Origin of the sequence: Thalassotalea sp. PLHSN55 (assembly GCF_052030545.1) — a bacterium.
Taxonomy (GTDB): Bacteria; Pseudomonadota; Gammaproteobacteria; order Enterobacterales; family Alteromonadaceae; genus CANMXU01.
Genome location: NZ_JBPDIH010000001.1, coordinates 150,776 through 176,448, shown reverse-complemented (window position 1 = coordinate 176,448; position 25,673 = coordinate 150,776). Strand labels below are relative to the sequence as shown.

General features: G+C 40.8%; 30 protein-coding genes. 8 read left to right on the top strand and 22 right to left on the bottom strand.

The annotated features are described in order from the left end of the window. Positions 1–27: 27 nt before the first annotated feature. Positions 28–405: a DUF3192 domain-containing protein gene (locus tag ACRRSQ_RS00890; RefSeq protein WP_440873800.1), complete on the top strand. Its 378-nt coding sequence runs from the start codon at positions 28–30 to the stop codon at positions 403–405. Positions 406–607: 202 nt separating this feature from the next. Further along, positions 608–1,615, top strand: a complete 1,008-nt coding sequence (locus ACRRSQ_RS00885; protein ID WP_440873799.1) for an isocitrate dehydrogenase — start codon at positions 608–610, stop codon at positions 1,613–1,615. 218 nt (positions 1,616–1,833) lie between these two features. Here the strand turns inward: ACRRSQ_RS00885 and ACRRSQ_RS00880 are convergent, their stop codons facing one another. The 11 genes from ACRRSQ_RS00880 to ACRRSQ_RS00830 are packed head-to-tail and all read right to left on the bottom strand — an operon-like array spanning position 1,834 to position 10,232. Next, positions 1,834–3,531 (bottom strand): Na(+)/H(+) antiporter subunit D, encoded by a 1,698-nt coding sequence (locus ACRRSQ_RS00880; protein WP_440873798.1) that lies wholly within the window; start codon positions 3,529–3,531, stop codon positions 1,834–1,836. After that, positions 3,518–3,826 (bottom strand): hypothetical protein, encoded by a 309-nt coding sequence (locus tag ACRRSQ_RS00875; RefSeq protein ID WP_440873797.1) that lies wholly within the window; start codon positions 3,824–3,826, stop codon positions 3,518–3,520. Before ACRRSQ_RS00875 ends, ACRRSQ_RS00880 begins: the two co-directional genes overlap by 14 nt. 3 nt (positions 3,827–3,829) lie before the next feature. Beyond that, positions 3,830–5,353 carry a monovalent cation/H+ antiporter subunit D family protein gene (locus tag ACRRSQ_RS00870; protein ID WP_440873796.1) on the bottom strand — a complete coding sequence of 508 codons (1,524 nt, stop codon included), beginning with the start codon at positions 5,351–5,353 and terminating at the stop codon, positions 3,830–3,832. Next, positions 5,350–6,828: a monovalent cation/H+ antiporter subunit D family protein gene (locus ACRRSQ_RS00865; protein WP_440873795.1), complete on the bottom strand. Its 1,479-nt coding sequence runs from the start codon at positions 6,826–6,828 to the stop codon at positions 5,350–5,352. The genes ACRRSQ_RS00870 and ACRRSQ_RS00865 overlap by 4 nt, the downstream gene beginning before the upstream one ends. Beyond that, positions 6,825–7,280, bottom strand: a complete 456-nt coding sequence (locus ACRRSQ_RS00860; protein WP_440873794.1) for a cation:proton antiporter subunit C — start codon at positions 7,278–7,280, stop codon at positions 6,825–6,827. Before ACRRSQ_RS00860 ends, ACRRSQ_RS00865 begins: the two co-directional genes overlap by 4 nt. Beyond that, positions 7,280–8,284, bottom strand: a complete 1,005-nt coding sequence (locus ACRRSQ_RS00855; protein ID WP_440873793.1) for a DUF4040 domain-containing protein — start codon at positions 8,282–8,284, stop codon at positions 7,280–7,282. The genes ACRRSQ_RS00860 and ACRRSQ_RS00855 overlap by 1 nt, the downstream gene beginning before the upstream one ends. 5 nt (positions 8,285–8,289) lie before the next feature. Further along, a complete protein-coding gene (mnhG, locus tag ACRRSQ_RS00850) occupies positions 8,290–8,640 on the bottom strand; it encodes a monovalent cation/H(+) antiporter subunit G (RefSeq protein WP_440873792.1) in 351 nt (116 codons plus the stop codon). Next, complete coding sequence (locus tag ACRRSQ_RS00845) at positions 8,641–8,925, bottom strand: monovalent cation/H+ antiporter complex subunit F (RefSeq protein ID WP_440873791.1); 285 nt, start codon at positions 8,923–8,925, stop codon at positions 8,641–8,643. Further along, positions 8,925–9,395 (bottom strand): Na+/H+ antiporter subunit E, encoded by a 471-nt coding sequence (locus ACRRSQ_RS00840; RefSeq protein ID WP_440873790.1) that lies wholly within the window; start codon positions 9,393–9,395, stop codon positions 8,925–8,927. The genes ACRRSQ_RS00845 and ACRRSQ_RS00840 overlap by 1 nt, the downstream gene beginning before the upstream one ends. Before the next feature lie 11 nt (positions 9,396–9,406). Beyond that, on the bottom strand, positions 9,407–9,703 hold the full coding sequence (locus tag ACRRSQ_RS00835; RefSeq protein WP_440873789.1) for a hypothetical protein: 297 nt from the start codon (positions 9,701–9,703) through the stop codon (positions 9,407–9,409). 13 nt (positions 9,704–9,716) lie between these two features. Continuing rightward, positions 9,717–10,232 (bottom strand): hypothetical protein, encoded by a 516-nt coding sequence (locus ACRRSQ_RS00830; RefSeq protein ID WP_440873788.1) that lies wholly within the window; start codon positions 10,230–10,232, stop codon positions 9,717–9,719. Positions 10,233–10,343: 111 nt separating this feature from the next. Between ACRRSQ_RS00830 and nhaR the strand changes: the two genes are divergently transcribed. Continuing rightward, positions 10,344–11,243, top strand: coding sequence for a transcriptional activator NhaR (gene nhaR / locus ACRRSQ_RS00825; protein ID WP_440873787.1), 900 nt, complete (start codon positions 10,344–10,346; stop codon positions 11,241–11,243). A 111-nt stretch (positions 11,244–11,354) separates the two neighbouring features. Here nhaR and rlmM read toward each other — a convergent pair whose 3' ends face one another. From rlmM to ACRRSQ_RS00805, 4 genes are read right to left on the bottom strand one after another with little or no spacing between them, the layout of a single operon-like run. Then, complete coding sequence (rlmM, locus tag ACRRSQ_RS00820; protein WP_440873786.1) at positions 11,355–12,437, bottom strand: 23S rRNA (cytidine(2498)-2'-O)-methyltransferase RlmM; 1,083 nt, start codon at positions 12,435–12,437, stop codon at positions 11,355–11,357. Next, on the bottom strand, positions 12,434–12,817 hold the full coding sequence (locus ACRRSQ_RS00815; protein WP_440873785.1) for a DUF423 domain-containing protein: 384 nt from the start codon (positions 12,815–12,817) through the stop codon (positions 12,434–12,436). Before ACRRSQ_RS00815 ends, rlmM begins: the two co-directional genes overlap by 4 nt. Further along, complete coding sequence (locus tag ACRRSQ_RS00810; RefSeq protein ID WP_440873784.1) at positions 12,807–13,478, bottom strand: alpha/beta family hydrolase; 672 nt, start codon at positions 13,476–13,478, stop codon at positions 12,807–12,809. The genes ACRRSQ_RS00815 and ACRRSQ_RS00810 overlap by 11 nt, the downstream gene beginning before the upstream one ends. Beyond that, positions 13,479–14,390, bottom strand: a complete 912-nt coding sequence (locus ACRRSQ_RS00805) for a transcriptional regulator GcvA (protein ID WP_440873783.1) — start codon at positions 14,388–14,390, stop codon at positions 13,479–13,481. It lies immediately after the preceding gene. 317 nt (positions 14,391–14,707) lie between these two features. Between ACRRSQ_RS00805 and ACRRSQ_RS00800 the strand changes: the two genes are divergently transcribed. Next, the gene (locus ACRRSQ_RS00800) at positions 14,708–14,977 is read left to right on the top strand and encodes a hypothetical protein (protein ID WP_440873782.1); all 270 of its coding nucleotides are present in this window, start codon (positions 14,708–14,710) and stop codon (positions 14,975–14,977) included. Between the two features lie 118 nt (positions 14,978–15,095). On the opposite strand, the gene kdsA is transcribed toward ACRRSQ_RS00800, so the two are convergent. The 7 genes from kdsA to hemA all read right to left on the bottom strand — a co-directional run bounded on the left by kdsA (position 15,096) and on the right by hemA (position 21,950). After that, positions 15,096–15,938: a 3-deoxy-8-phosphooctulonate synthase gene (kdsA, locus tag ACRRSQ_RS00795; RefSeq protein ID WP_440873781.1), complete on the bottom strand. Its 843-nt coding sequence runs from the start codon at positions 15,936–15,938 to the stop codon at positions 15,096–15,098. Between the two features lie 67 nt (positions 15,939–16,005). Beyond that, positions 16,006–17,268, bottom strand: a complete 1,263-nt coding sequence (locus ACRRSQ_RS00790; RefSeq protein WP_440873780.1) for a DUF819 family protein — start codon at positions 17,266–17,268, stop codon at positions 16,006–16,008. 32 nt (positions 17,269–17,300) lie between these two features. Next, positions 17,301–18,086: a tetratricopeptide repeat protein gene (locus tag ACRRSQ_RS00785; RefSeq protein ID WP_440873779.1), complete on the bottom strand. Its 786-nt coding sequence runs from the start codon at positions 18,084–18,086 to the stop codon at positions 17,301–17,303. 147 nt (positions 18,087–18,233) lie between these two features. Next, positions 18,234–18,599, bottom strand: coding sequence for a SirB2 family protein (locus ACRRSQ_RS00780; RefSeq protein WP_440873778.1), 366 nt, complete (start codon positions 18,597–18,599; stop codon positions 18,234–18,236). A gap of 65 nt (positions 18,600–18,664) precedes the next feature. After that, the gene (gene prmC / locus ACRRSQ_RS00775; RefSeq protein ID WP_440873777.1) at positions 18,665–19,552 is read right to left on the bottom strand and encodes a peptide chain release factor N(5)-glutamine methyltransferase; all 888 of its coding nucleotides are present in this window, start codon (positions 19,550–19,552) and stop codon (positions 18,665–18,667) included. 2 nt (positions 19,553–19,554) lie between these two features. Beyond that, entirely contained in the window at positions 19,555–20,643 is a 1,089-nt protein-coding gene (prfA, locus tag ACRRSQ_RS00770) for a peptide chain release factor 1 (RefSeq protein ID WP_440873776.1), read from the bottom strand. A gap of 32 nt (positions 20,644–20,675) precedes the next feature. Beyond that, positions 20,676–21,950, bottom strand: a complete 1,275-nt coding sequence (hemA, locus tag ACRRSQ_RS00765; protein ID WP_440873775.1) for a glutamyl-tRNA reductase — start codon at positions 21,948–21,950, stop codon at positions 20,676–20,678. 299 nt (positions 21,951–22,249) lie between these two features. Between hemA and lolB the strand changes: the two genes are divergently transcribed. From lolB to ACRRSQ_RS00745, 4 genes are all read left to right on the top strand, one after another. Continuing rightward, the gene (gene lolB / locus ACRRSQ_RS00760) at positions 22,250–22,882 is read left to right on the top strand and encodes a lipoprotein insertase outer membrane protein LolB (protein ID WP_440873774.1); all 633 of its coding nucleotides are present in this window, start codon (positions 22,250–22,252) and stop codon (positions 22,880–22,882) included. Between the two features lie 17 nt (positions 22,883–22,899). Next, on the top strand, positions 22,900–23,778 hold the full coding sequence (ispE, locus tag ACRRSQ_RS00755; RefSeq protein ID WP_440874250.1) for a 4-(cytidine 5'-diphospho)-2-C-methyl-D-erythritol kinase: 879 nt from the start codon (positions 22,900–22,902) through the stop codon (positions 23,776–23,778). A 125-nt stretch (positions 23,779–23,903) separates the two neighbouring features. Then, a complete protein-coding gene (locus ACRRSQ_RS00750; RefSeq protein WP_440874249.1) occupies positions 23,904–24,851 on the top strand; it encodes a ribose-phosphate pyrophosphokinase in 948 nt (315 codons plus the stop codon). A gap of 195 nt (positions 24,852–25,046) precedes the next feature. Continuing rightward, positions 25,047–25,670, top strand: coding sequence for a 50S ribosomal protein L25/general stress protein Ctc (locus tag ACRRSQ_RS00745; RefSeq protein WP_440873773.1), 624 nt, complete (start codon positions 25,047–25,049; stop codon positions 25,668–25,670). Positions 25,671–25,673: the final 3 nt, after the last annotated feature.

Genomic DNA, 25,673 nt, shown 5'->3' with positions numbered 1-25,673 from the left:
CTTAGGTAAACTAAACGCAGGATCACAATGAATAAGAAAGTCATCACCCGTATTTTATTAGCGTTAGCCGCCTACGGTGTTTTTGTTTTATTAGTCATGACATTTTATGATGACAGCCCTTCAAACATGAAATGGGAAGATCGTGAAACCTATAATCGTCAGTTTATTGGCAAGTTAAAAGTCGACCAATTCACCTTTGAGCAAGCCATAGAGCAATTAGGTAGCCCCGACATTACCGAAGCTAAAAAACGCAACGACACCTATTATCAAGTTATGTTTTACCGTACTCAGCATATGAAGTCTGACGGTATTACCACTCAAGATGAATGTACACCTCTGGTTTTTGAAAATGGCGAATTAACTGGCATAGGAAGCAGTGCCTATCAACAGTTTTTGTCTCATTAGCTTGTGCTACATCAACGACCTTATAAATAGCCCACCATCCTCGATTTAATACCTGTACTATCAAGCACTAATAATGCCTTGCAATACGTCATTGGCGCGCATGGTAATGCACGCCAACATTCGACAATGGTCTTAGATACAAAGACCGTTAAGGCGTATTAAAGTAGCTAGATTCTTTTTTCATTTAATAAGGTACATTCTCATGTCTAAACAAACCATAACTGTCATTCCTGGCGATGGCATCGGCCCGAGCATTATAGACGCTACAATACAGGTACTTAATAAAGCAGGCTGTGATTTTGACTATGAATACGCAGATGCCGGCTTAACTGCATTAGAAAACCATGGCGATCTTGTACCTGAAAGCACGCTCGAGCTAATTAAGAAAAATAAAATCACTTTAAAAGGGCCATTAACAACCCCCGTTGGCGAAGGCTTCACCTCAATTAATGTCACCTTGCGCAAACAATTTCAACTGTATGCCAATGTACGCCCAGTGCTTTCTTTTAAAGGCACCAAAGCTCGTTATGAAGATATCGATATTATTACTATTCGCGAAAATACCGAAGGCATGTACTCGGGCTTAGGCCAAACAACTTCAGCAGATGGTGCTCAAGCAGAAGCGATGAGCTTGATCACACGAGAAGGCGCTGAGCGAATTGTAACCTTTGCTTATGAAACTGCGCGTAAAGAAGGTCGTAAAAAAGTAACCGCTGTGCACAAGGCCAATATTTTAAAATCAACCTCTGGACTATTTTTAAAAGTCGCCCGTGAGGTAGCCGCGAAATACCCTGACATTGAATCAACTGAGATGATTGTTGATAACTGCTGTATGCAACTTGTTATGAATCCAGCGCAGTTTGATGTGATCGTAACAACCAACCTATTTGGCGATATTTTGTCTGATTTATGTGCTGGCTTGGTCGGCGGTCTAGGGATGGCGCCAGGTGCAAATATAGGCGCAGATTGTGCGATATTTGAAGCGGTTCATGGCAGCGCGCCTGATATTGCCGGTAAAAACTTGGCTAACCCAACATCAGTGATACTCGCAGCGATTCAAATGCTTGAATATTTAGGCATGAACGAAAAAGCTGAATTAATTAGAAAAGCCATTATTGATGTTATTGAGTCTGGCGACAGAACTACCGGAGATTTGGGTGGTACTCATGGCACCACCGATTTTACGCAAGCAGTGCTTGAGCGTTTATAAGCACAGTTAAAGGTATCAACAAAGACTAAAAAGCTCGCAATAAGCGAAATATCGTTCAGTTGAGGTATTATTTTAAAAAATTATACCGTTTGAATATGTGAAAAATCCGATGAACATGGTTTATCGGATTTTTTATGTGAATTAAAAAATAATGAGTCATAGCTTTAATTCGTACAACACTTGTCAGCAAAGCTACCAATGCTCAAACATTGAACTTGTTACAAAAAGCTTAACAACAAGTAAGTCGCTAACACTACCACCACCCACATCGCCATACTGCCAGTTGGGTAATTGCGTGAAAGTAAAATACTTAAGCGATCATTTTTACCGACAAAATAACCTAAGCACAGTGTCAGTTTATGCTTAACCGCACCGCGCACTGCGGTGTCGATTTGCCAAAGCACACTAAAGAGTGATTGCACAACCTTTGGCATGGCTCGGCGGTATACCCAGTCAACATCTAAATGGGTAGAGCGCAGCTCTGGTGGATACATGCCTTTTAGATTTAGCCAAACAAAGGCTAATGCCGAAAAGAATAGCAACTGGGTTTGCGCTAACACATGAGTCGCATCATATGGATTATAGCCAGTATCGTAAGGCAATAATGAATACAAGGCTTGCGGATAGATACCAATAGCGATACAAAGCGCAGCAGCAATAGCCATAGCTATCACCATGTTATTCGGAGGATCGCTCGCTCGAATGCCAGAGTCATGCGCAAAGAAAGCAAAATATGGAATTTTGATGCCGGCATGATGAAATACCCCCGCCGACGCAAATAATAACATCAGCCAGATCCAGTCAAAGCCTTCTTCTAATGCTGCCGTCATCACCATAGATTTACTAACAAAACCACTAAACAGTGGGAATGCCGAAATCGAGGCCGCGCCGACAATACAAAGTATCGTGGTTTTAGGCATGGTTTTGTATAAACCGCCTAAATCAGAGCCATTCATTCGCCCAGTCATGTGCAGCACAGCGCCCATCGACATAAACAACAGCCCTTTAAAAATAACATCGTTAAAAGCGTGAGATACCGCGCCGTTAATCGCGAGCGCAGTACCAATGCCAATACCGACCACCATAAAACCAACTTGGTTAATTAAGCTATAGGCAAGCACTCGGCGTAAATCGTTTTCGATAACGGCAAAAAAGATCGGGAAACAGGTCATGGCTGCGCCAATATAGACTAAGATCTCAGCGCCCGGATAACCACGTGCGAGCACATAAACAGCAACCTTGGTGGTAAAGGCACTCAAAAATACCGTACCTGTGACCGTCGCTTCAGGATATGCATCAGTTAACCAATTATGGAAAAAAGGAAACGCACATTTAATGCCAAAGGCAATAAAGATAAGCCAGCCAGCAATGCCGTCTAAACCGATATAACCAAAGGCTAAGGTTTTATGCTGCGCCGCATAAAACAAGGTACCGGCGAGTAAAATAACGCCCGACAATACCTGAATAAGTAAATAGCGCATACCGGCATGATATGAACGCTCAGTTCTGCGCGCCCAAATAAGAAATACCGAGGTAAAGGCCAACAACTCCCAAAAAACAAACAAGGTTAATAAGTCACCGGCAAATACGGCACCTAAAGCACTACCAGCATACAGCATAGCCGCTACTTGTTGCATGGTATCGCGTAAGTGCAGCGAATAAACGATGCCAATAAAGGCGGCGATATGAAAAACATAACCAAACATGACGCTTAACTTATCAACCCGGTATGGGATCAGTTGATAATCAAGAAAGGCAAATTGAAGATGTACGCCTTCTGGCATCATCCATAAATGCAAACCACTTAAAATTGGGATCGCCAGCATAACCGCACTGCGCAGCATGCCGCGCGTGGCTAATAAAATTAATGCCCCGATAAAAAACGGTATAAAAGGCGGCAACTCAGTCATCCACATGTGGCGCTCCTTGAGTATCTATTTCCTTGTTTGCATCGCTTTTTTCAGGGTTGTCGTAATAATCTTCTCGGCGCATTAAAAATGTTCTCATCCAACTGGCCACAATCACTAATACCACACAGCCAACAAAGCCATAAATAGGGTAAAACGCCCAAAGCTTGTCCCACTCATGCATGGTATGGCGGTGAATAACAAAGTCTAAAATCACTAACACCACGCAACAAACATAAAATATCTGCATTAAACGTTTGATGTTTTTCGGATCATCAAATAAGTATTTTTTTTCATCTGCCATGAATTATTCCCTGCCAGTCAAAACTGCGGTGGCCAACTCAAATAAAGGTTGGGGATAAATAAACAACATTAAGCAACCTAAGGTGGTAACAACAATTGCAATTAATGAAGGTAAAGGCGCTTCTTTTATCGCGATACTTTGCCCGTTTTGTTCTGCTACTTTATCAGCATTGCTTTTTTCCTCGATAGGGCTAAAAGGCGTCAATTTTGGAAAAAAAGCATGGAACGGGATCGGCAATAAATAGGCAATATTCAGTAACGAGCTCAACATTAAAATCACCATCAGCACAAACTGCTCAGTTTCTATGGTGCCCATCATTAAATACCATTTGCTCCATGTGCCGCCAGCAGGTGGCACGCCAATAATGCTTAAACTGGCAATAAAAAAGGCAACCATAGTTAATGGCATTTGTTTGCCAATACCGCGCATATCGCTAATTTGAGACTTATGCAAGCTAACTAAAATGGCGCCTGCGCAAAAGAACAAGGTGATTTTACCAAAGGCATGCATGGCAATGTGCATGCTGCTGCCAATAACGCCTGCCGAGGTAGCCAGTAACGCGCCAATGGTGACATAACCAAGCTGACTCACCGTTGAATAGGCCAATCTCGCTTTTAGATTGTCTTGGCGCATGGCAATAATAGACGCTAACAAGACCGAAGCACCGGCTAAATACAGTAAAAATTGTGTGGTCGGTAATACCGCAAGTAAGTCTAAGCCAAAAATAAAGACACAGACTTTAAGCACCGTAAATACCCCAGCTTTTACCACAGCTACGGCATGTAATAGCGAACTGACCGGGGTTGGTGCCACCATCGCCGCAGGCAACCAACGATGAAAAGGCATAATCGCAGCTTTACCAATGCCAAAAATAAACAGCACTAAAATCACGCCTGCGACTGTTTTATCAACATCATCAGCAAATATTCCGCCCTGGGTAAAGTCTAAAGTACCAGCCACAAACCAAGTGCTTACAATGGCAAAAAGGAAAAATACAATTGATGTGGTTAATAAAATTCCCAGATAAGTACGCCCGCCCTTTTTGGCTTTTTCTGTGCCCGCGTGCGTCACTAATGGATAAGTCGACAGCGTTAATACTTCATAAAAAATAAACAAGGTGAATAAGTTTGCCGAAAAAGCCAGCCCCATTACCGCGCCAATAGCGATAGCAAAACACAGGTAAAAACGGGTTTGATTTTTTTCATGATGGCTACGCATGTAACCTATGGCGTAACAGGTCGTAACTAACCACAAAAAGCTGGCAATTAACGCAAACAACATGCCTAAAGGTTCAATATCAAAACTAATGGTTAAACCGGGTAAAAGCTCCCACCAAAAGGCGCTAATGGCGTGTCCGGCCAATAAACCTTGATATAAACTAACCACTAAATAGATCAAACATAAACTACTGGCAATGGTGACCCCTTCACGAATATTAGGGTACTTGCCTGTAGCAACAATCGCAAAAGTAGCAAGCAAGGGCACAATAATGGCAAGTTGCAGCATCATTTCTAACGAAAGGTTCATAAGGCACCTCCGAACAAGCTTTGCGCTGCAGCTTCAGCGACCTGCACACTTAGGCGAGTATCAACACCAAAATAGATATTGGCGATAACCAAAGCCCATATTGGCAGAAGAAAACTCATTGGCGCTTCTTTCACCTTCACCTGATTATCTGTTGGTGCTTGGAAATAAGCCACTTCGACAATACGCCATACATAAACAACCGCCAACATTGACCCGATTAGAACTAACGCAGCAACCGGCCAATAACCTTGTTCAATTAACGCCATTAATAAATACCACTTACTGACGAATCCTACCGTTAACGGCACACCAATTAAACTGATGCCGCCAATAACAATAGCCGCCATGGTTAACGGCATTTGTCGCCCTAAACCACGTAGGTTAGCAAGCTCAACATTGCCAACACGATAAACTACCGCACCAAGTGCTAAAAATATCGCACCTTTCATCAAGGCATGGTTAAACAAGTGTAATAAGGTTGCGGTTAAGCCAGTAACGGTAGTTAAGCTAAAACCAACCAGCATGTAACCTATTTGCGCGATACTTGAAAAGGCAAAGAGGCGCTTAACATTGCTTTGAAAAATAGCCGATGTCGAAGCGACAAAAATACCCACAAGGCCTAGAGCCATAAACAAGGTTTGCAGCGGAATGGTAGTAAATGAAAAAGAAACGCCAAAAACCGAAAAGGTAAAGCGAATTAATAAATACACGGCAACCTTGGTCGCGGTTGCGGCAAAAAAGGCGGTAACAATAGAGGGCGCGTACGCATAAGCATTAGGTAACCACAAATGCAGCGGAAACATCGCCAGCTTTAAGCAAACACCCACCACGACAAAAGCAAAGGCAGCAAAGACAGTGCGTGTTTGGGCAACTTCAGGTAAACGCTGTGATAAGTCTTGCATGTTGAGGGTGCCGGTCATTTGATACATCAAGCCGATACCAATCAAAATGAAGGTTGCGCCAATAGTGCCCATGATCAAATATTGATACGATGCCCAAAGCGCTTGTCGTTTTTGCCCCATGGCAATTAACGCATAAGCCGACAGTGAAGAGACTTCTAAAAAGACAAAAACATTAAAAGCATCGCCTGTTGCGACAATGCCCAACATACCGGTTAATGAAAGCAGGTATAACACATAAAAATGGGTGTGCTTATTTTTAGGGATTTCTTTTTCGATACTGCTTTGCGCGGCTATTAATACGATAGTGCTTATGCCTGAAATAATCAGTAATAAAAACGCATTTAACTTATCAATTCGATATTCAATGCCCCATGGCGCTTCCCAGCCACCTAGCGCATAACTTATCACGCCTGTGGTCATAACTTGCTGTAATATCAAGATACTAATAGCAAATGCCAAACCGCTGGCAATGAGAGTAAATAGCCAAACCAAATGTGCGCGCTTAAGCAATAAACACAGCGGCGCCGCCATCAGCGGGAGTATTACCTGTAATATAGGTAGATGTGCAATCACGCTTCTTCCTCCAGCTTAGCCTTGGTATGCGCGTTCTTATTTTGTGATAAGGAGCTTAGTGGTAAAGAGCTTTGTGGTTGATCATCTTGCAGTTGAGTGTCTTGTGATTGAACGTCTTGCTGATCAATTTCTGCTTCTTCAATTGAGCCATAGGCCTCTTTTATGCGCACCACTAACGAAAGCCCTAAAGCCGTGGTAGCAATACCAACGACAATCGCGGTCAGAATAAGTACATGCGGCAACGGATTGGAATACTGACTAATACCCTCAGCTAAAATGGGCGCGGTTCCCCCTGCTATTTTCGCCATGCTGATGTAAAAAATAAACACTGAGGTTTGAAATACCGCAAGACCAATAATTTTCTTAATTAAATTACCATGGGCAATGACGATATATAATCCACTCATCATCAAGGTGATTACTACCCAGTGATTAAAAAGCTCCATTATCATTACGACAGCTCCTTAGTTTTGCCTGATGTATTCTGCAAATGTAATGCTCGGCGCCCGGCAAAATTGAAAAAGATAAGGATCATAATAGCGGCAACCGTTAAACCAACTCCAGCTTCAATGATTAAAATCCCCAGGTGTTGACCGGCAACTGGATCACTGGCTAAAACATTGTAATCAAAAAAGTTACCGCCATTTAATAAAGAGACGATGCCAACACAGCCATATAGCAATACCCCAAGTGCGGCAATCAACTGAACAAGGCTTTGATTGATCACTTTCCGCGCGGTATTTAAACCAAATAACATGGTATATAACACAATTGCGGCAGCAAAAATCACCCCCGCTTGGAAACCACCACCGGGGCCAAAGTCGCCATGAAATTGCACATAAAGGGCAAACAAAAAGATAAATGGAATTAATATTTTGGCAACAATGCGAATCACCAAATGTTGTTCATGCATAGAATCGTTAATTAACGCCTGCTCTTGCTCATCTTCTTTGCGGCGAGCCACACCAAGCAAAGTGAATATGCCCATACCAGCAGTGAAAATAACCACTACTTCACCAAAGGTATCAAACGCTCGATAACTCGCCAGTACCGAAGTGACTATGTTAGGCACGCCAACCTCATTCATAGAGTCATTAATATAACGCGGCGCTACATGGTTATGAATGGGCGCATCGGCATCACCAAAGTGTGGCATGTCAAAAGTGCCATACATCAATAAGCCACCGGTTATAATCACCACCAACAATGCTGGTAAAGGTTTATGACGGGTGGCTTTTTCTTTGCGGCCAGTAATGGTGATCACCACTAACATCAACAAGGTCGATATGCCCGCGCCAACTGCGGCTTCAGTAAACGCAACATCGACCGCGTCCATAGCGACAAAAAAACAGGCTGACAATAACCCGTAAATACCTAATAGCATCACGACTGCAAAAAGGTCTTTCATGCGAATAATCGCAAACGCAACAACCACCAATAAGCTCAGTAGCATCATATTAATTAAGGTGTCGATGAGGAGTTCTCCTTATCATTATCTTGCTCAGTTGATGCCAAATTTTTTGGCATCAAACCGTTATGGTATGCCGCCTTAGCTAATACATGGCTAGTGGTAGGCCCAACCAATAAGGTTAATAGCAATACCATCACCAATTTTGCTAGCACTAAAATGTCTGTGCTGAGCAGCATCAAACCAACTAACACCATTCCGGCGCCCAAAGTATCGGTGACGCCTACGGCATGCATTCGAGTGTAAAAATCAGGAAAACGTATCAGTCCGACACCGCCGGAAAGACACAAAAAACTGCCTACGAGTAAAAAGAAACCGCTGGCAATTGTGATCAGCAATTCCATTTATAGCTCCTTATCATGTTCATTTGCCTCATGTTTAAACTGATTGGTATCAGAATAGCGTAATACGCCAATGACACTGATAAAGTTGATCAGCGCATAAACAATGGCGATATCTAAAAATTCAGGTCTGCCCATAAGGAAGCCTGAAATAGCAATAAGCAGTACCGTTTTGGTACCAAACATATTCACCGCTAAGATGCGGTCATAAAGAGTTGGCCCTACAATGCCTCTAAATATTGCGAGCATCATGGTGACAAAAATAGCGAGAGTTGCGGCAATTAACATTAGCGTTCCAATAATGTGACGCGGCGATCCATGTCGCCGGCTTCTAATGATTCAATGTCTTTAGCTAACAAAGCATGAACAATAATTTCATCTTCCGATAAATCGATAGCAACGGTACCTGGCGTTAAAGTAATCGAGTTTGCATAGATAACTTTGCCCATATCGGTTTGCTGAGAAATACGAATTTTTTTAAGCGCTGGTGAAATACTCTCATTGCCTAACCAAATATGTTTAACCACAGTGAAATTAGCGAGCACAATTTCTTTAATTAACCAAGCGTAATAAACAAAGATATTGGGAGACAGGTACAAAGGCTGTGACTCTTTGTCGATAACATCCATTTTATGGGCAATGAAAACAATAAAAACGATAGAGGCAAAACCAAGAGATAACATTAGCAGCGAATAATGGCCTGAATTTAGCAGCCAAAATGCTAATAAAGTCATAAATAAACTGAGTGTATGTTTCATAAATTCCCTTTTTAAACTGAAAGCTTTCGTGACAAGGCACGAGTTGCTTTTTGAATAACACGGTCAATAACAAACGCAAGATCAGCTTGCGTTTCTTCTATGGCGATATTGGGCATTTGATACAACGAAAGCAATAATAAACAGTGCTTTTCAACCTGCCCTTGTTGATCAACCACCTCGTTTATTGTGAAAGTAATGGTTGAAATATTTGCCGCCATTTTTGATAGCGCAAGCCTAAGCTTACGTTGAATATGCTCTTCCATTGAAGAGTCATACTCTGTTAAACCATTTTCAATCGCTATTTTCATGGTTCGCCGCTTACTATTTCGATGAACAAGCGTTGCTTAATGCATTAATTAAAAAGCCATTAAGCTGTTTCATTGTGTGAAATTCTCGGGTTGTACCATCGGCAAGGCCGTTTAGGATCACCTCTTTTAACTCGTCAACCGTCATGCAAGAAAGATGCATTGGCTTGCGATTAGACAATTTACCGACTCGGTTAGCGTAGGCTCTTTCTACCAAGGTTGTTGGCTTTTTTCGTTGTTGTTCTATTTTTGCTGCATTGCTATGGCCTACATTCAATAAACCATTAAAAAAGCCTTTAATATAGGTTACACACGGCCATGTTTTATTGTTATCGCCACTAACTTTAAAGGCATTGCATGAATTGAGCACATAAGTATCAGTATTGACGCCATTAACCTCGGTTGCCGATATTGAAAACGACAAAAGAGATGTTAGCAGTAGCAAAAGGCAACGGCGAGATTTCAACTTATTCGATGAAAAAACTGGCTGACGAAAAATCAAAAATGGCGAACAATTTTTAAACGTTTTCATAATATCCCAATCAAATAAGTTCCGTATATTAATTTGTTATAGCTCACTTGTTGTTGCTGGTAAATTCGAATATTATTTCACTTATCATCGAAAAAAACTGACGATAATTTTATGAGTCCACTAAATTACAACCATCTTTATTATTTTTATATCGTTGCAACCGAAGGCTCTATCTCGAAAGCAAGTGCCAGATTGAATCTCACTTCACAAACAATAAGTGGTCAAATTACCAGCTTTGAAAAGCAAATTGGGGTGGAATTATTTAAGCGAAAAGGCAAAAAATTATCACTTTCTGAAATGGGAGGGGTGATTTACAGCTATGCCGAAGAAATTTTCCAGCTAGGCGATGAAGTTAAAACCATCTTAAAAAGAAAGCAACCTAGCCTGTGGCATACCTTCACCGTTGGCATTACCGATGTTATCCCCAAAATACTGGCGCATGAACTGCTTTCACCGGTATTAAAAATGAGTGAGTCGGTGCGTTTGATCTGTGTTGAAGGCGACCAAGACCATTTATTAGCCGATTTATCGGTTAACAAAATTGACTGTATATTAACCGACCAACCACTGCAGTTAGGTAGTCATGTCAAAGCCTACAATCACTTATTAACGGAGTGTGGTTTTACTTTTTTTGCCGCAGACAATCTTTTACAGGGTTGCGATGAACCTTTCCCGAAAATGTTAGCTCAATTTCCTTGGCTTATTCAGAGTAAAAAATCAGCGGTAAGACCGCGGTTGTCGTCTTGGTTAGAACAACAAAATATTGCCCCAAATATTGTCGCTGAATTTGATGACAGCGCATTAATGAAAGCTTTTGGACAAACCGGCTTTGGCGTATTTAGCGGCCCGACGCTTATGGAAGATTATATTGCTAATAAATACAGCGTAAACATTATCGGACGTACCAATGAGATCAAGGAGTCTTATTACATCATCTCACCAGAGCGAAGACTAAAGCACCCTGCCATTCTTGAGATTGTGAATTCCGCTGACAAGCAGCACAAAATATAACGGCTAGTGTGCATACGTAAAATTAGAATTAGCTAAGCAATTTCAGCCAATAAAAAAGGTCGCTAATAAACGACCTTTTCTTGTGCTAATAAACGGCTTTAAAATAGCCTATTAAAATTGCGGTACTGGCGAAAGTAACCGCGCGTGTACAGTCACTTCTTCGCGATCATAGTATAAATGTTTAGCATACATTTCATATTTTACATTCGCTTGCGCAAACGCTTCTTTTAAAGTGTCCAAGTTCTTGGTGACTTCTTGATAACGACCTTTCATTGGTAATTTCAAATTAAAAATAGCTTCTTTACAATAGCCTTTTAATAGCCACTGGCTCATTAACCACGCAACACGCTGCGGCTTTTCAATCATGTCACACACTAACCAATAGACATTTTGTTTAGCCGGCACAAACTTAAAACCATCGACCATATAATGTTTAACTTGTCCAGTTTCCATTAGCGATTCAGCCATTGGACCATTATCAATGGCTTGTACCATCATGCCGCGGCGAACAAGTTGATAAGTCCAACCACCCGGTGCAGCGCCCAAGTCTACTGCTTTCAACCCTGACGTTAAGCGGGTTTCCCACTCATCTTTGGGAATAAAATACAAAAACGCTTCATCAAGCTTTAAGGTTGAACGGCTCGGTGACTGATTTGGAAAACGTAAATGTGGAATACCCATCACGTAAGCTGAGCTATTATGTGATAATGAATACCCTAAAATGACTTCTGAACCAGATAAAAATAGCGCATGTAAAATAGCGCCTTCATTGTCGCCTTTCTCAGTAAGTACTTTGTTTTTTCTGAGCGCTTGTCTTAACGGTACCGATAATTTACGACAAAATTTTGATAATGCTTTGCCGTCATTCGTATCGGTCATTTCCATGCGCAGATCTGAATATTGCCATTCTTGGCCTAAAGCCTCGGTGATGGCTTCGACACGGTTGTAATCAGGTAAATCAATTTTGTCCGTTAAGGTTAAAAACCAATCGCGAGCAAAAATCAAACGCTTCAATGGCACTTTTTCAATGAGCTTTTGGCCGTCTTCTTCATTGTGGAGATTAAAATATACTAAGCCTTCATTTTTGGTTAAGGTCAGATATCCGTATATTTCATTCCATGCAGCTTTCTCTTGAATTTCTGCGCCGCACTCTTTTTCAAAGCCGGGACGACAATATAAAATAATCGAGGTCATAGTTGATTTTTGCCTGCTAATGCTAATAGTAACCACGCCACTGCCAGTGAAATACCACCAAACGGCGCCAAGTTTGCTAAAGCTGAAATGTCGAAAAAAGATTTAATGTACAAACTACCGCTAAAACAAATAATGCCAATAAAAAACATAATTGCGGCTGGTAATACATATTTGTTCGCTTGTTTTATGTGCCAAACTAGGCAACATAATAACGCAAGTGTATGAATAAATTGATATTCAAGTGCTGTAGCAAGTCGTGACTGTGACGACACAGGTAACATTTCTCCCCCATGTGCTAGCCACGCGCCGCATAATACTGAAAAACATCCGCTGACGCCAACAAATATCATTAAAGCTTTGATCAATTTGTTACTGCTCATCTATAAACCTATTCATAGCTTCAACCGCTTCAATAATATTAGCGTCAAGCGTTGTTCCAGACTTTACTCTCGGCTTAAAACTATGGTCGCCATCAGTTAGGTATTTTACATCACATAACGTTGTTAACGAGTATTGGCTGATCTCGTCTTTACTGCCTAACGTATCTCGTTCACCCTGAATAATAAGTAGTGGCACTTTGGCTTCTTGTAGCGGCTCTAAGCGCAGTTTTTCCGGTTTTTTAGGAGGATGAAAAGGATAACCTAAACATATAACACCTTTTATAAGTTCAAGATTGTCATTGGCAACCATAGTCGCAACACGCGAACCCATTGATTTACCGCCGATAAATATTGGCAAATCTAAACATAGACTTGAAAGCACACTTTGATAGCATTCAAGTAACGTTGGCATTCTATCTGGCGGGCGCCTTTTACCGTCTTGTTCGCGTTTGTCCATGTATGGAAAATTAAAACGTAAGGTACTAATCGCTTTATCATGCAATGCTTTACTGACCTGCTCCATAAATTCATGATGCATGTTAGCACCGGCGCCATGCGCAAAAATAAAAACAGCTTTGGCATTAGCTGCTTGCTGATAAACAAACTGTCCTTTAAAGCTGCTTTGCTCGATAAAACATTGACCACTAACTTGATTGACCACTTAGTTTTCCTCTGTCATATTTTCTTGCTCGGTTTTCACTGTCGCGAGTACCCATTCACGAAAAGCGAGTATCTTACCTATTTCAGCTTGCTCTTCACGACAGACAATATAAAAGGCATTTTTACTGACCAACACTTCTTTGAGCGGACAAACTAAACGACCTGCGTCAATATCAGGTTTTGCCAATACACTATGCGCTAGCGCCACGCCTTGACCATGAATAGCCGCTTGCACCACCATCGCAGAATGACTAAATATAGGACCATGATTTACATTAACCGCCTTGGTACCAGTTTCTTTAAACCAGCGCTTCCAGTCACGCCTTGAGGTATCATGTAACAGGGTGAAATTAGCTAAATCGTTTGGCGATACTAAGCTTTTTTCGCCCTGTAGTAACATAGGTGAGCAAACTGGGATCAGGTATTCAGTATGTAATTGCTCGGCAACGACATTCGGCCAACGGCCACGACCATAATAAATAGCAACATCTACATCTTCGGTCAGTGAATTATCAGGTTGATCGACAGCTTTTATACGAACATCAATCTCGGGATGCAACTGACTAAAGGCATTTAAACGAGGAACCAACCATTGAATCGCAAAGCTTGGTTGTAAACTTACAGTAATAGCGCCCTTGGCACCACGCGCTAATAGTTTTTCGGTCGCATCATGTAAGGCATTAAAAATGTCTTTAATGTCGAGATAATACGACTGCCCTTCTTCAGTTAATAACAAAGAACGGTTTTTTCGCATAAATAGTTTAATGCCTAAATGTTCTTCCAACGACTTAATTTGATGGCTTATCGCTGCCTGTGTAACAAACAATTCTTCCGCTGCCCGAGTAAAGCTCAACTGCCTTGCAGACGCCTCAAATGCTCGCAATGCGTTTAATGGTGGTAGTCTATTTGCCACTGTATTTTTACCGATTTTAAAGTGTAAAGTGAAAGTCTGTTGAAAAGTTTTTCATAACAATTACAGAATTATACATTAGTTTTTCTAATGCATAGCATTATAAATTGTCATTTTATTTTTAGCCAGTGCTTGCGTAAAATTCAACCTGTAGATAACGGACTACGTCTTAAACGAAAGTTAACGCTTAACGACAATTTCTCTAGGATTGTTTAAATAAGCCACTATTTAAATGTGCTTCCCAACCACATTTAGCCCAAGAAAGATAACGGTCCTAAATATCTATAAGGATATTAACATTTATTATTATAGGAACCATTATGAAATTATCTAAAATCACTGCAGTGCTTGCACTTAGCATATTTGCTGTTGCCAATGCGCAAGCAGCAACTGTAAAATTAGTCGCTACAGAAAAAGTAGAACTTACAGAAGTTGTTGCCATGGCTAAACAAAATATTGAAATTTCGTTTGCTAATTTGTCTATCGAAAATAGCAAAACTGAACAGGCAGCGCAAAGTTTATTAGTTAAGCAAACAGTTAAAAAAGCTGATGCGAGCAAATCAATCAAGCTAGCTCAACTTTCTGAGTAATACTACCCGCAAAGGTAACCATTTATGAAAGTATCTAGTTTGCTATATACATAAAAAAAGGTGTTTATTAAACACCTTTTTTATTGCCTGTTTTTTACTAAAAACGTATCAAATACGCTTATTCCGTTAATAAAGGCTCAAAACCTTTGACAAGGTCATCAATCGCCTTCATTTGCTTGAGATAAGGTTCTAGTTTATCTAATGGCAATGCACATGGACCGTCACATTTTGCTTGCTCAGGGTCAGGGTGCGCTTCAATAAATAAGCCGGCAATGCCAATGGCCATGCCACTACGTGCTAATTGCGCTGCTTGGGCACGTCGTCCATCAGCAGAATCACTTCGACCACCTGGGCGCTGCAGAGCATGGGTTGCATCAAAAATCACTGGCGCATAACCTTTCATTTCATCCATGGCCAACATATCAACCACAAGGTTGTTGTAACCGTAACAACTGCCACGCTCACACAGTAATACCTTTTCATTACCGGCTTCAGCAAACTTATTAATAATGTGACGCATTTCATGAGCCGCTAAAAACTGCGGTTTTTTAACATTAATAATGGCGTTAGTTTTTGCCATAGCAACCACTAAGTCGGTTTGGCGTGCTAGAAACGCGGGTAATTGAATAACATCAACCACATCAGCAACTGGTTGTGCTTGATGGGGTTCATGCACGTCAGTAATAATTGGTACATTAAAGGTTGATTTAATTTCTTCAAATATTTTTAACCCTTCATCTAAACCCGGGCCACGATAAGAAGTTACCGATGAACGGTTGGCTTTATCAAACGAGGCTTTAAAAACGTAATCAATACCCAATTTTTGAGTCACTTCCACATAATGCTCGGCAATTTTCATCGCCAAATCACGTGACTCAAGTACATTCATACCGCCAAATAAGACAAACGGTTTGTCATTTGCTACGTCAATGCCGGCAACTGAAACAGATTCAATAGTCATATCACTTTCCTAAATTCGATGATAAGCGCCAAATCATTTGACGCTAAGCTTATAGTGCGAGGTAGCTTTAACTACCAATAATTCTTAATAACTGCCCACACAGCCACGCTGCATAGGTACCTAATGCGTAACCAAATACCGCCAGCAATACGCCAACCGGCGCTAATGACGGATGAAAAGCTGAGGCAATAACCGGCGCTGAAGCTGCGCCGCCAATGTTCGCTTTACTGCCAACGGCTAAATAAAAGATTGGCGCTTTGATCGCCTTACCAACAATAAACAGTAAGATAACATGAATCGCCATCCAGATAAGGCCTATCACGACATATTTTGGCGCTTCAACCACTTGCGTGATATCCATATGCAAACCTATGGTAGCGACCAGAATATACAAGAAACTACTGCCCACTTTCGACGCGCCAACCGATTCTAGGTTTCTCACTTTGGTAAATGACAAGGTTAAACCTATGGTGGTAACGGCTACGATGATCCAAAATAACTTGCTGTGCAAGCTGAACTTTTTCAGCTCTGGAAAGTTAGTTTGAAAATAAGGGGCTAAAAAGTCTGCCGCTAAATGCGCCGCGCCGGCAGCGCCTAAACCAACAGCAAGAATAAGCATAATATCTTTGAGTTCAGGCTTTCTTGAGTTTTTCTTTTCGTACTCTTGAACTTTGGTAATAAGCTTATCAATACCTGAGGTATCGGCGCCATTTTTTGCGTCGATACGCTTATGATTAGCCGCTAGATATAATAAGCCTGCCATCCAAAGGTTGGCGACGACAATATCAACCGTCACCATGATGGTGAAAATTTTGCCGTCTGCGCCATAAATTTCCTTCATCGCCAGCATATTAGCGCCGCCGCCGATCCAACTGCCGGCTAAGGCTGCCATGCCTTTCCATACCGCATCGGGGCCAGTTACGCCAATTAGCTCAGGCCATACAACCGATACGGCTAGTAATGCGATTGGTCCACCGATAACCACACCCACGGTACCCGTTAAAAACATAATCAAGGCTTTATTACCTAAACCGGCAATGGCTTTAAGGTCAATGCTCAACGTTAGCAGGGCTAAACACGCAGGCAATAAAAAGTATTTGGCAACATCGTCAACTTTACTTAAGTCAGCACTGACAATGCCAAATGTATTAAGCAATGATGGCAATAAATAACACATCAATAATGCCGGCACATATTGATAAAATTTACGCCAAACTGGGTGTTCACTATTAGAGGTATAAAAAACAAAGCCTAGAATAAGCGCTAATAAGCCTAAAACAGTGGCGTCGTTAGTGATCAAAGGCAATTGTGTTGCTGGAGATTGTTGCATTAGGGTACCTTGGCAGCGAAGGCATATCGGTATTAATGCAATACCGACTCGACCACACTGATATTTTCTAGTTGTAATTTAAGTAATTGAGCTGCGGGATCTTTTGGGCATTGCTCAACAAAGTAACGGTAATCATCGTAGGCTACTTTAAAGCAATCAAGTTGATGAAGCAAAAATCCGCGGTCTCTTCGCTCGATAGGATCGTCAGGTCTCATTGCCAGTATAATATCAACACACTTTAACGCTTGGTCAAATGCAGTTTCACGAATAAGTGTGCTTTTTAATGCCGTTAAAAAGCGTATCATTAATTCTTGTTGACTGATGGCATTTAGCGTTTGCAAATGAGGATCGGCATTAACTTCTTCAAGCTTTAAATCAAGCTCATAGCCATTTAACGACTCACCATTGACGGGATCAAAAATAATCGCATAAATATCGTCGCAAATAATACGTACCATGAGTTTTTCTGGTACAAAAACAATATCGCTATCAAAGCCACACGCGCGAATGATATGACACAAGATTGCGGCTTTAAGGCTAGGCTCTATAAAACGATTAGCAATTGCTGATTCAGTTTTAAATGCAGCTGATGGCCAAAAATCAGAGTCGTTTTCAATAAAAATATGGTCAATAAACAGCGCATTGATTAATACTTCAGCGCGTTCTAACGCATGTTCTATCGGCTCTATTGCCATTTGGCATTGGCTAATAATGGTATTAATCGCATCTTCGTTTTCAGGGCTTGTTGAAAAGATGAACTCTTCAAGCAAAGAGAACATAGACAAACAATCTTTTTTATCTGATTGAAGCTCAGACAACAGCAATTCATTCATTTTTTAGTAATATCGAACTTTTAACGTAACTCAATTAAGTGGGGACGTTGAGTTATTTTTTAAAGGAAAGAACAAAAAAAGCTGCCATTATTTGCCAGCTTTTTACTCGTTTTAGTGTTTATTGAGTACGATTTAGAAAAATACCGTTTGTTTTGTCATTGCAATTCGTACAATTAATAAAATCCAACCGATTGCGCCTAAATAGCCAAATACTTGCATCATGCGATTTCTGGCTAACTTCAACGTGTAATAACCGGTAAATATGTATGCAACTACTGCAATTAATTTCTCTAATAACCATAAATATTCTAATGGGTTAATCGCTAACTTAACCGCCATAGCAACACCTAAAAGTAGTAAAAAGGTATCAACCACATGAGGCGCAACTTTGACCCACTTTTTATTTAATTTCTCAGAATTCGCCAATAGCCAAATAAATCTTAGTGTGAACAATGCAACACTGATAAAGGCTAATGTCATGTGTAAATGTTTAAACATAAATAATTTCTCTTATTGTTATTGTTCTAACTTAATCGGAATAAAGATTTAGGGTAACAACTGCGTTAATTGTTGTCATTAGTAAATTTTGCACTAGTAATGCGATCATTACCGGATAAGTCTTGATGAGTCTTGACTTGCTGATAGCCAAGTTCAGTTAAAATTTGACGAACAGCTAAGCCTTGTTCAAAGCCATGCTCTAAAAACAAATGACCAGCAGAGTTAAATTGACTACGCGCGCTGGCGGCAATTTCAACAATATCAGCCAAACCATTTTGCTGTGCAACCAACGCAGATTTAGGTTCAAACTGCACATCACCTTGGTTTAAGTGATGATCGTCTTCATCAATATACGGCGGATTTGAGACAATAATGTCAAATCGCTTATCGCTTGGCACTTGTTTGAACCAGTCGCTTTGATAAACACTGACCTGCGAAAGTACTAAGCGTTTTGCATTTCTTTTAGCTAATGCAACTGCATCGTCGCTATAGTCAACAGCGTCTACTTGCCAATTAGGTAACTCGCTAGCAAGCGCTAAAGCAATAGCGCCAGTGCCGGTACCTAAATCGAGTAAACGACCGTTAGCTAATTTTTCTTGTTCAACAAGTGCAAGTACTAATTCAATTAACGTTTCAGTATCAGGCCTTGGGATCAAGGTTGCGGGAGAGACTTCAAACATCAACGACCAAAATTCTTTTTGGCCGGTTAAATACGCCACTGGTTCACTGGCTTTGCGCCGAACTAATAATTGCTGAAACTGTTGATACTGCTCTGCGTTTAATTTTTTCTCGGGCCAAGTTAATAAGTAACTCGGCTGTTTTTCAAGCACGAAGCAAAGCAATACTTGAGCATCAAGTTTTGCACTGTCTGAGCTTTGTTGGAGAAAATTTTCGCCCAGCTCAACGAGCTGGGCAAGATTAAGACCGCTAAGGTTGTTTACTGAGGTAGCCACAATTAGTTTTGTTCAGCAAGTGCCGCTAATTGATCTGCCTGATTTTCAAGTAATATAGGTTCGAGCACTAAATGCAAGTTACCTTCTATTACTTCATTTAAACGATATAAGGTTAAATTAATGCGGTGATCTGTCATACGCCCTTGTGGGTAGTTGTATGTGCGGATACGCTCTGAGCGATCGCCACTAGCTACTAAGCTACGACGTGAAGACTCTTCTTCACTGCGACGTTTTTCGTCTTCGGCTTGTTGCAAACGCGCTTGTAGTACCGACATCGCTTGAGCACGGTTTTTATGCTGTGAGCGTTGATCTTGACACTCAACCACAACCCCCGTTGGAATATGAGTAATACGAATAGCAGAGTCCGTTTTGTTAACGTGCTGACCACCAGCGCCCGAGGCACGGAAAGTATCAACTTTTAAATCGGCTTTGTTAATTTCAATCGCTTCAGATTCAGGGATTTCAGGCATCACCACAACGGTACACGCTGAGGTATGAACACGCCCTTGCGATTCAGTTTCAGGTACACGTTGAACGCGGTGTCCGCCCGATTCAAATTTCATTTGACCGTAAACACCTTCACCATTGATCTTCATGATGATTTCTTTATAACCGCCCTGTTCTGACTCGTTGGCATTCATCAATTCAATTTTCCAGCCTTGCTTTTCAGCATAACGACTGTACATACGGAAGATGTCACCGGCAAAAATAGCCGCTTCGTCACCACCAGCACCGGCACGAATTTCAACAAAACAGTTATTGTCGTCGTTTGGATCTTTTGGAATTAATAAAATTTGCAGTTGGTCAGATAAATCTTCTACCGCTTGTTTTGCCGCTTTATATTCGTCTTGCGCCATTTCACGCATGTCAGGGTCGTCATCTTTAAGCATTTCTTCTGCGGTAGCAAAATCATCTTCAGCTTCTTGGTAAGCATTAAAGGCTTGAGTGACTTCTTCTAACTGAGAGAACTCTCGCGATAAAGCTCTAAATTTGTCTTGATCGGCGATAGTTTCAGGATCTGAAAGCATGGCTTGAACTTCTTCAAAGCGTTCAACCAACACTTCCAGCTTATGGTAAACAGATTTTTTCATGGAGTCGTTTTTATCTCGATGTATCGATATATTTAGTCTTTTTGACCAGGTTCGAGATTAAATATATCGCGTAAATAGATTAATTTGTCTAATTCTCCCCCTTGCGCGGCTGACTGTAAAGCGCTGGTTGGGGCATGCATAAATTTATTGGTTAGCTTAGTCGCTAATTCGGCAACTACGGCTTCGGGTGACTTATTGGCTTTTAGTTGCGCTAACGCTCTTTCTAATAACTGGTCACGGTTATTAAGAGACTGTTGACGATAAGCAATAACCGTATCTTGGGTATTTAAGCCACGTAACCACGACATAAAACTGCCTGACTGCGCATTTACAATTGTTTCAGCTTGCACAGCCGCTTTACGTCGATTTTCTAGATTCTTGGCAATGATACCTTGTAAATCATCGACTGTGTAGAGAAAAACGTCTTCTAATTCGCCAACCTGCTCTTCAATATCGCGCGGTACAGCTAAATCAACCATAAAAATAGGTCGATGTTTACGTTGCTCAAGCGCAGTTTCAACCATACCTTTACCTATAATTGGTAAAGGGCTACCGGTAGAGCTGATGACGATATCAGCGTCTGAGATGTAATCTGGAATCTGCGGTAAGGTTATAACATTAGCACCAATTTGGTCAGCCATTTCTTTTGCGCGAGAAATGGTACGATTCGCAACTGTTATTTTACCGACGTTATTTTCATATAAATGTTTAGCCACTAGCTCAATCGTTTCACCCGCACCAACAAGTAATACTTTAGCTTTATCTAAGCTAGCAAAAATATGTTTGGCTAAATTAACTGAGGCAAAAGCAACCGATACCGCGCTGGCGCCAATATCCGTTTCAGTACGAACTTGTTTTGCAACGCCAAAAGTACGCTGGAACAAACGATCCATAATCAACGCCATCGACCCAGCAGCTTTGGCTTGGTTATAGGCTTGTTTCATTTGCCCTAAAATTTGTGGTTCACCTAAAACTAATGAGTCAAGTCCACAGGCGACTCGCATCATGTGATTAACCGCATTTTGATCTTGGTGCCAATAAAGACTAGGTGTGATGATTGACGCTGGTACGTTGTGATGTGCTTCTAACCAACGCACTAACTTATCTTGTGTTACTTCTAAATTGCCGTCTTGCACTAAATATAATTCAGTGCGGTTACAAGTAGACAATATTGCTGCTTCTCGACACTGCACCGATGTTAGCATTTCTTGCAATGCAGTCGTAAGCAGATCTGGGCTGAAAGATATTTTTTCTCTAACAGCGACAGGTGCAGTTTTATGATTAATACCAACAGCAACAATGGACATAAGTTATCTAATTCAATCTAATAAAGTGAAAGCAATTTTGCTTAAATCATCATTAATTAGCTAGCAACCAGTACAATTGATTACAGTAATTAATTTTTTCTTAACAGCATTATCAAACAAACTCAAAGAAAAAATCATGATCTGTGACAAAACTCACGTCAATTTTACGAAATATACGCAATGATTGAAAGTACCTTACCTGCTGTGTTCCAATATAAAGTAAATTGATTTGCTTAAACCTTAGATAATGAGCAAAATCTAGGCATATTTAACACTAACCTTTAACCTTATGGCGATACATGTTCAAAACGCAATTTTATAAAAGCGGTGTAATCATCGCATTCTTATGGTTACTAGGTGCCTGTAGCTCGATTTCTACCACCAATAACGAGCAGCCGGTATATTCACAAGCCGTAAATGAACGTAATGCTCAAATGCTAGCGTTAACCGATTGGCAGTTAAAAGGTAAAATTGCATTTTTACAAGGTAAACAAAAAGAAAGTGCCAATATAAACTGGCGATATAGCGGTTCTAATAATAACCAACGATTAGATTTAACCACCTATTTAGGCATTAATGTTCTGCATTTAAACTCAGCTAATGAACAAAATACCATAAAAGTAGACGGTAAAAGCTATCAAAGTAAAAATTTAGACCAGCTGATATTTTCATTAACTGGCTATGTATTGCCAACTAAAGCGCTAACTTTTTGGTTAAAAGGCCTGCCTTATTCAAACCAAGATATCGTTAGCTATGAACCTCAAAGTCAACTGCCATCAACATTGATTAGTCAATACGATAACCAACAATGGCAAGTTATATATAACAAATATAAGAATATCGACGGCTACCAATTACCGACCAGTATTACTATTAAACAAAATAATTTAACCATCAAAGTCGCCATACACCAATGGCTAACTAATCGCTAACAGCCCCAAAGAGTCTAATTGTGAATTCAGCATTTTTTAGTTTTCCTTCACCAGCAAAACTCAATTTATTTTTGCATATTAATAATCAACGTCCAGATGGTTACCACGAACTGCAAACTATTTTTCAATTTTTAGATTATGGCGACACCATCGACATTGCCGTTAATCAATCAGGCAATATTAATTTACTCACGCCAATTGACGGTGTTGATGACAACGACAATTTAATTGTGAAAGCGGCGAAGCTGATTCAACAAGAAACCGGCACAAACTTAGGCGCAGATATAAAAATAACAAAAATCCTACCTATGGGCGGAGGGTTAGGTGGTGGCTCATCAAATGCCGCAACCGTACTTTTAGCCCTTAACGTACTATTTGCTACAAAGTTATCTATCGACGAACTTGCCGGCTTAGGGTTAACACTCGGTGCCGATGTACCAGTATTTGTTAGGGGGTATGCTGCCTTTGCAGAAGGTGTTGGCGAAAAATTGACTCCGGTAACTCCTCAAGAATATTGGTATTTAGTGACTAAACCTAATTGTAGTATTTCTACCGCCAAGGTTTTTACTTCAACAGATTTACCAAGAAACACTGCAAAAATTAACATAAATGATCTGAACTTAACCGAGCTAATGGAAAGATATCATAACGATTGTCAAACTATGGTAATAAAACATTATCCTGAGGTTGCCAAGCTACTTGCTTGGTTGATAGAATATGCGCCGTCTCAAATGACTGGAACTGGAGCGTGTATTTTTTCACGTTTTAATTCAGAACACGAGGCGCGCCAAGTGCAATCTCTGCTACCTGAAAACGTTAACGCGTTTGTGGCCAAGGGGCTGAATGAATCGCCAGTGATACGCGCATTGAACACGGCAATAACTGAATTAGCATAAATTAACGTCACGTTAATTATTATTAATGCTGGTAATTTTTTTATAATGTGCTGATATATAGTTATCACCGAATAGCAAATAACAGCGTTGGAATATTAATGTCAAAAGTTTCTGAGGAACTGACAGTGCCTGACATGAAGATCTTTGCGGGTAACGCCACCCCTGAACTGGCTAAACAAATTGCTAACCGCCTATACATTACTTTAGGTGAAGCAAAAGTTGGCAGTTTTAGCGACGGCGAAATTAGTGTAGAAATCACTGAAAACGTACGTGGTGCCGATGTATTTATCGTGCAATCAACTTGTGCACCAACTAACGACAACTTAATGGAATTGATCGTAATGATCGATGCCTTACGTCGTGCTTCTGCCGGACGTATTACTGCAGTAATGCCTTACTTTGGCTACGCTCGTCAAGACCGTCGTGTACGCAGTGCTCGTGTGCCAATTACAGCAAAAGTGGTTGCTGATTTCTTATCAAGCGTTGGTGTTGACCGTGTATTAACGGTTGATTTACACGCTGAACAGATTCAAGGTTTCTTCGATGTACCAGTAGACAATGTTTTTGGTACGCCTATTCTTTTAGAAGACATGGTTAAGAAAAACATCGAAAACCCAGTGGTTGTTTCTCCTGACATTGGCGGTGTTGTACGTGCTCGTGCAGTAGCCAAATTACTTGATGATGCAGACCTTGCTATTATCGACAAACGTCGTCCAAAAGCAAACGTAGCCCAAGTAATGCATATTATTGGTGACGTTGAAGGTCGCGACTGTTTCATTGTTGATGACATGATTGATACCGGTGGAACATTAGCCAAAGCAGCAGAAGCATTAAAAGATCACGGTGCTAAACGCGTATTTGCTTATGCGACTCACCCTGTACTTTCTGGCAATGCCGCAGAAAACCTTAAAAATTCTGTACTAGATGAGGTTGTCGTCACTGACTCAATTCCTCTTTCTAAAGAATTAAAAGCGTTAGGCAAAGTACGCCAATTAACATTAGCGGGCATGCTTTCTGAAGCTATTCGCCGCGTATGTAACGAAGAATCTATTTCTGCAATGTTCGATAGCTAATCGAAAAACAGCAATTGATTATTCGAAAGGCACCATTTGGTGCCTTTTTTGTTGGATCTGTAAGCACTGAGGTGTTATCATGCCGCGCCTTAAAATGATACTGTTGTTAAAACGGTGCAATTTTAAGCTTTATAGGTTGTTTTTGGTCGCAAAAAACAACCACTTTTAATTAATTAACTTATAGAGTAATTATCCATGACTGATTTATTTACTTTGGATGCTGAAGTACGTACTGACACAGGGAAAGGTGCGAGCCGCCGCCTACGTCACGCGAACAAAGTTCCTGCCATTCTTTACGGTGAAGGCCAAGAGCCTGTTTCTTTAACATTAGCGCACAACAAAGTATTCCGTGCTCAACAAGAAGAAGCATTCTATTCTCACGTTTTAACATTAAACGTAGACGGCAAGCCTGTTGAATGTCTAATTAAAGACATGCAACGTCACCCGTTCAAAGATTTAATCATGCACTTAGATTTTTTACGTGTTGATGCTACTCACGCTGTTCACGTTAACGTTCCTGTTCACTTCACCAACGAAGATGTAGCAGAGAAAAAAGGTGGTAAGATCTCTCACCACGTTAACGAAATTGTAGTTAGCTGTTTACCTGCTGATATTCCAGAATTCATCGAAGTTGATGTCGCTGGTTTAGAAGTTGGTCAAACCTTACATTTATCAGACGTTGCTTTACCAAAAGGCGTAACTTCTGATGAATTAGCTAAAGGTGAAAGCCACGACCAAGCTGTTGCTACATTGAATGCACCGAAAGGTTCAAGCGATGACAGCGAAGAAGCTGAAGCTGAAGCAGAAACTACTGAATAATCG

Bases quoted from the DNA above. Each gene is read 5' to 3' on its own strand.
- ACRRSQ_RS00890 (WP_440873800.1), top strand. From the start codon at position 28: ATGAATAAGAAAGTCATCACCCGTATTTTATTAGCGTTAGCCGCCTAC.
- ACRRSQ_RS00885 (WP_440873799.1), top strand. From the start codon at position 608: ATGTCTAAACAAACCATAACTGTCATTCCTGGCGATGGCATCGGCCCG.
- ACRRSQ_RS00880 (WP_440873798.1), bottom strand. From the start codon at position 3,531: ATGTGGATGACTGAGTTGCCGCCTTTTATACCGTTTTTTATCGGGGCA.
- ACRRSQ_RS00875 (WP_440873797.1), bottom strand. From the start codon at position 3,826: ATGGCAGATGAAAAAAAATACTTATTTGATGATCCGAAAAACATCAAA.
- ACRRSQ_RS00870 (WP_440873796.1), bottom strand. From the start codon at position 5,353: ATGAACCTTTCGTTAGAAATGATGCTGCAACTTGCCATTATTGTGCCC.
- ACRRSQ_RS00860 (WP_440873794.1), bottom strand. From the start codon at position 7,280: ATGATAATGGAGCTTTTTAATCACTGGGTAGTAATCACCTTGATGATG.
- ACRRSQ_RS00855 (WP_440873793.1), bottom strand. From the start codon at position 8,284: ATGATGCTACTGAGCTTATTGGTGGTTGTTGCGTTTGCGATTATTCGC.
- mnhG (WP_440873792.1), bottom strand. From the start codon at position 8,640: ATGGAATTGCTGATCACAATTGCCAGCGGTTTCTTTTTACTCGTAGGC.
- ACRRSQ_RS00845 (WP_440873791.1), bottom strand. From the start codon at position 8,925: ATGTTAATTGCCGCAACTCTCGCTATTTTTGTCACCATGATGCTCGCA.
- ACRRSQ_RS00840 (WP_440873790.1), bottom strand. From the start codon at position 9,395: ATGAAACATACACTCAGTTTATTTATGACTTTATTAGCATTTTGGCTG.
- ACRRSQ_RS00835 (WP_440873789.1), bottom strand. From the start codon at position 9,703: ATGAAAATAGCGATTGAAAATGGTTTAACAGAGTATGACTCTTCAATG.
- ACRRSQ_RS00830 (WP_440873788.1), bottom strand. From the start codon at position 10,232: ATGAAAACGTTTAAAAATTGTTCGCCATTTTTGATTTTTCGTCAGCCA.
- nhaR (WP_440873787.1), top strand. From the start codon at position 10,344: ATGAGTCCACTAAATTACAACCATCTTTATTATTTTTATATCGTTGCA.
- rlmM (WP_440873786.1), bottom strand. From the start codon at position 12,437: ATGACCTCGATTATTTTATATTGTCGTCCCGGCTTTGAAAAAGAGTGC.
- ACRRSQ_RS00815 (WP_440873785.1), bottom strand. From the start codon at position 12,817: ATGAGCAGTAACAAATTGATCAAAGCTTTAATGATATTTGTTGGCGTC.
- ACRRSQ_RS00800 (WP_440873782.1), top strand. From the start codon at position 14,708: ATGAAATTATCTAAAATCACTGCAGTGCTTGCACTTAGCATATTTGCT.
- kdsA (WP_440873781.1), bottom strand. From the start codon at position 15,938: ATGACTATTGAATCTGTTTCAGTTGCCGGCATTGACGTAGCAAATGAC.
- ACRRSQ_RS00790 (WP_440873780.1), bottom strand. From the start codon at position 17,268: ATGCAACAATCTCCAGCAACACAATTGCCTTTGATCACTAACGACGCC.
- ACRRSQ_RS00780 (WP_440873778.1), bottom strand. From the start codon at position 18,599: ATGTTTAAACATTTACACATGACATTAGCCTTTATCAGTGTTGCATTG.
- prfA (WP_440873776.1), bottom strand. From the start codon at position 20,643: ATGAAAAAATCTGTTTACCATAAGCTGGAAGTGTTGGTTGAACGCTTT.
- hemA (WP_440873775.1), bottom strand. From the start codon at position 21,950: ATGTCCATTGTTGCTGTTGGTATTAATCATAAAACTGCACCTGTCGCT.
- lolB (WP_440873774.1), top strand. From the start codon at position 22,250: ATGTTCAAAACGCAATTTTATAAAAGCGGTGTAATCATCGCATTCTTA.
- ACRRSQ_RS00745 (WP_440873773.1), top strand. From the start codon at position 25,047: ATGACTGATTTATTTACTTTGGATGCTGAAGTACGTACTGACACAGGG.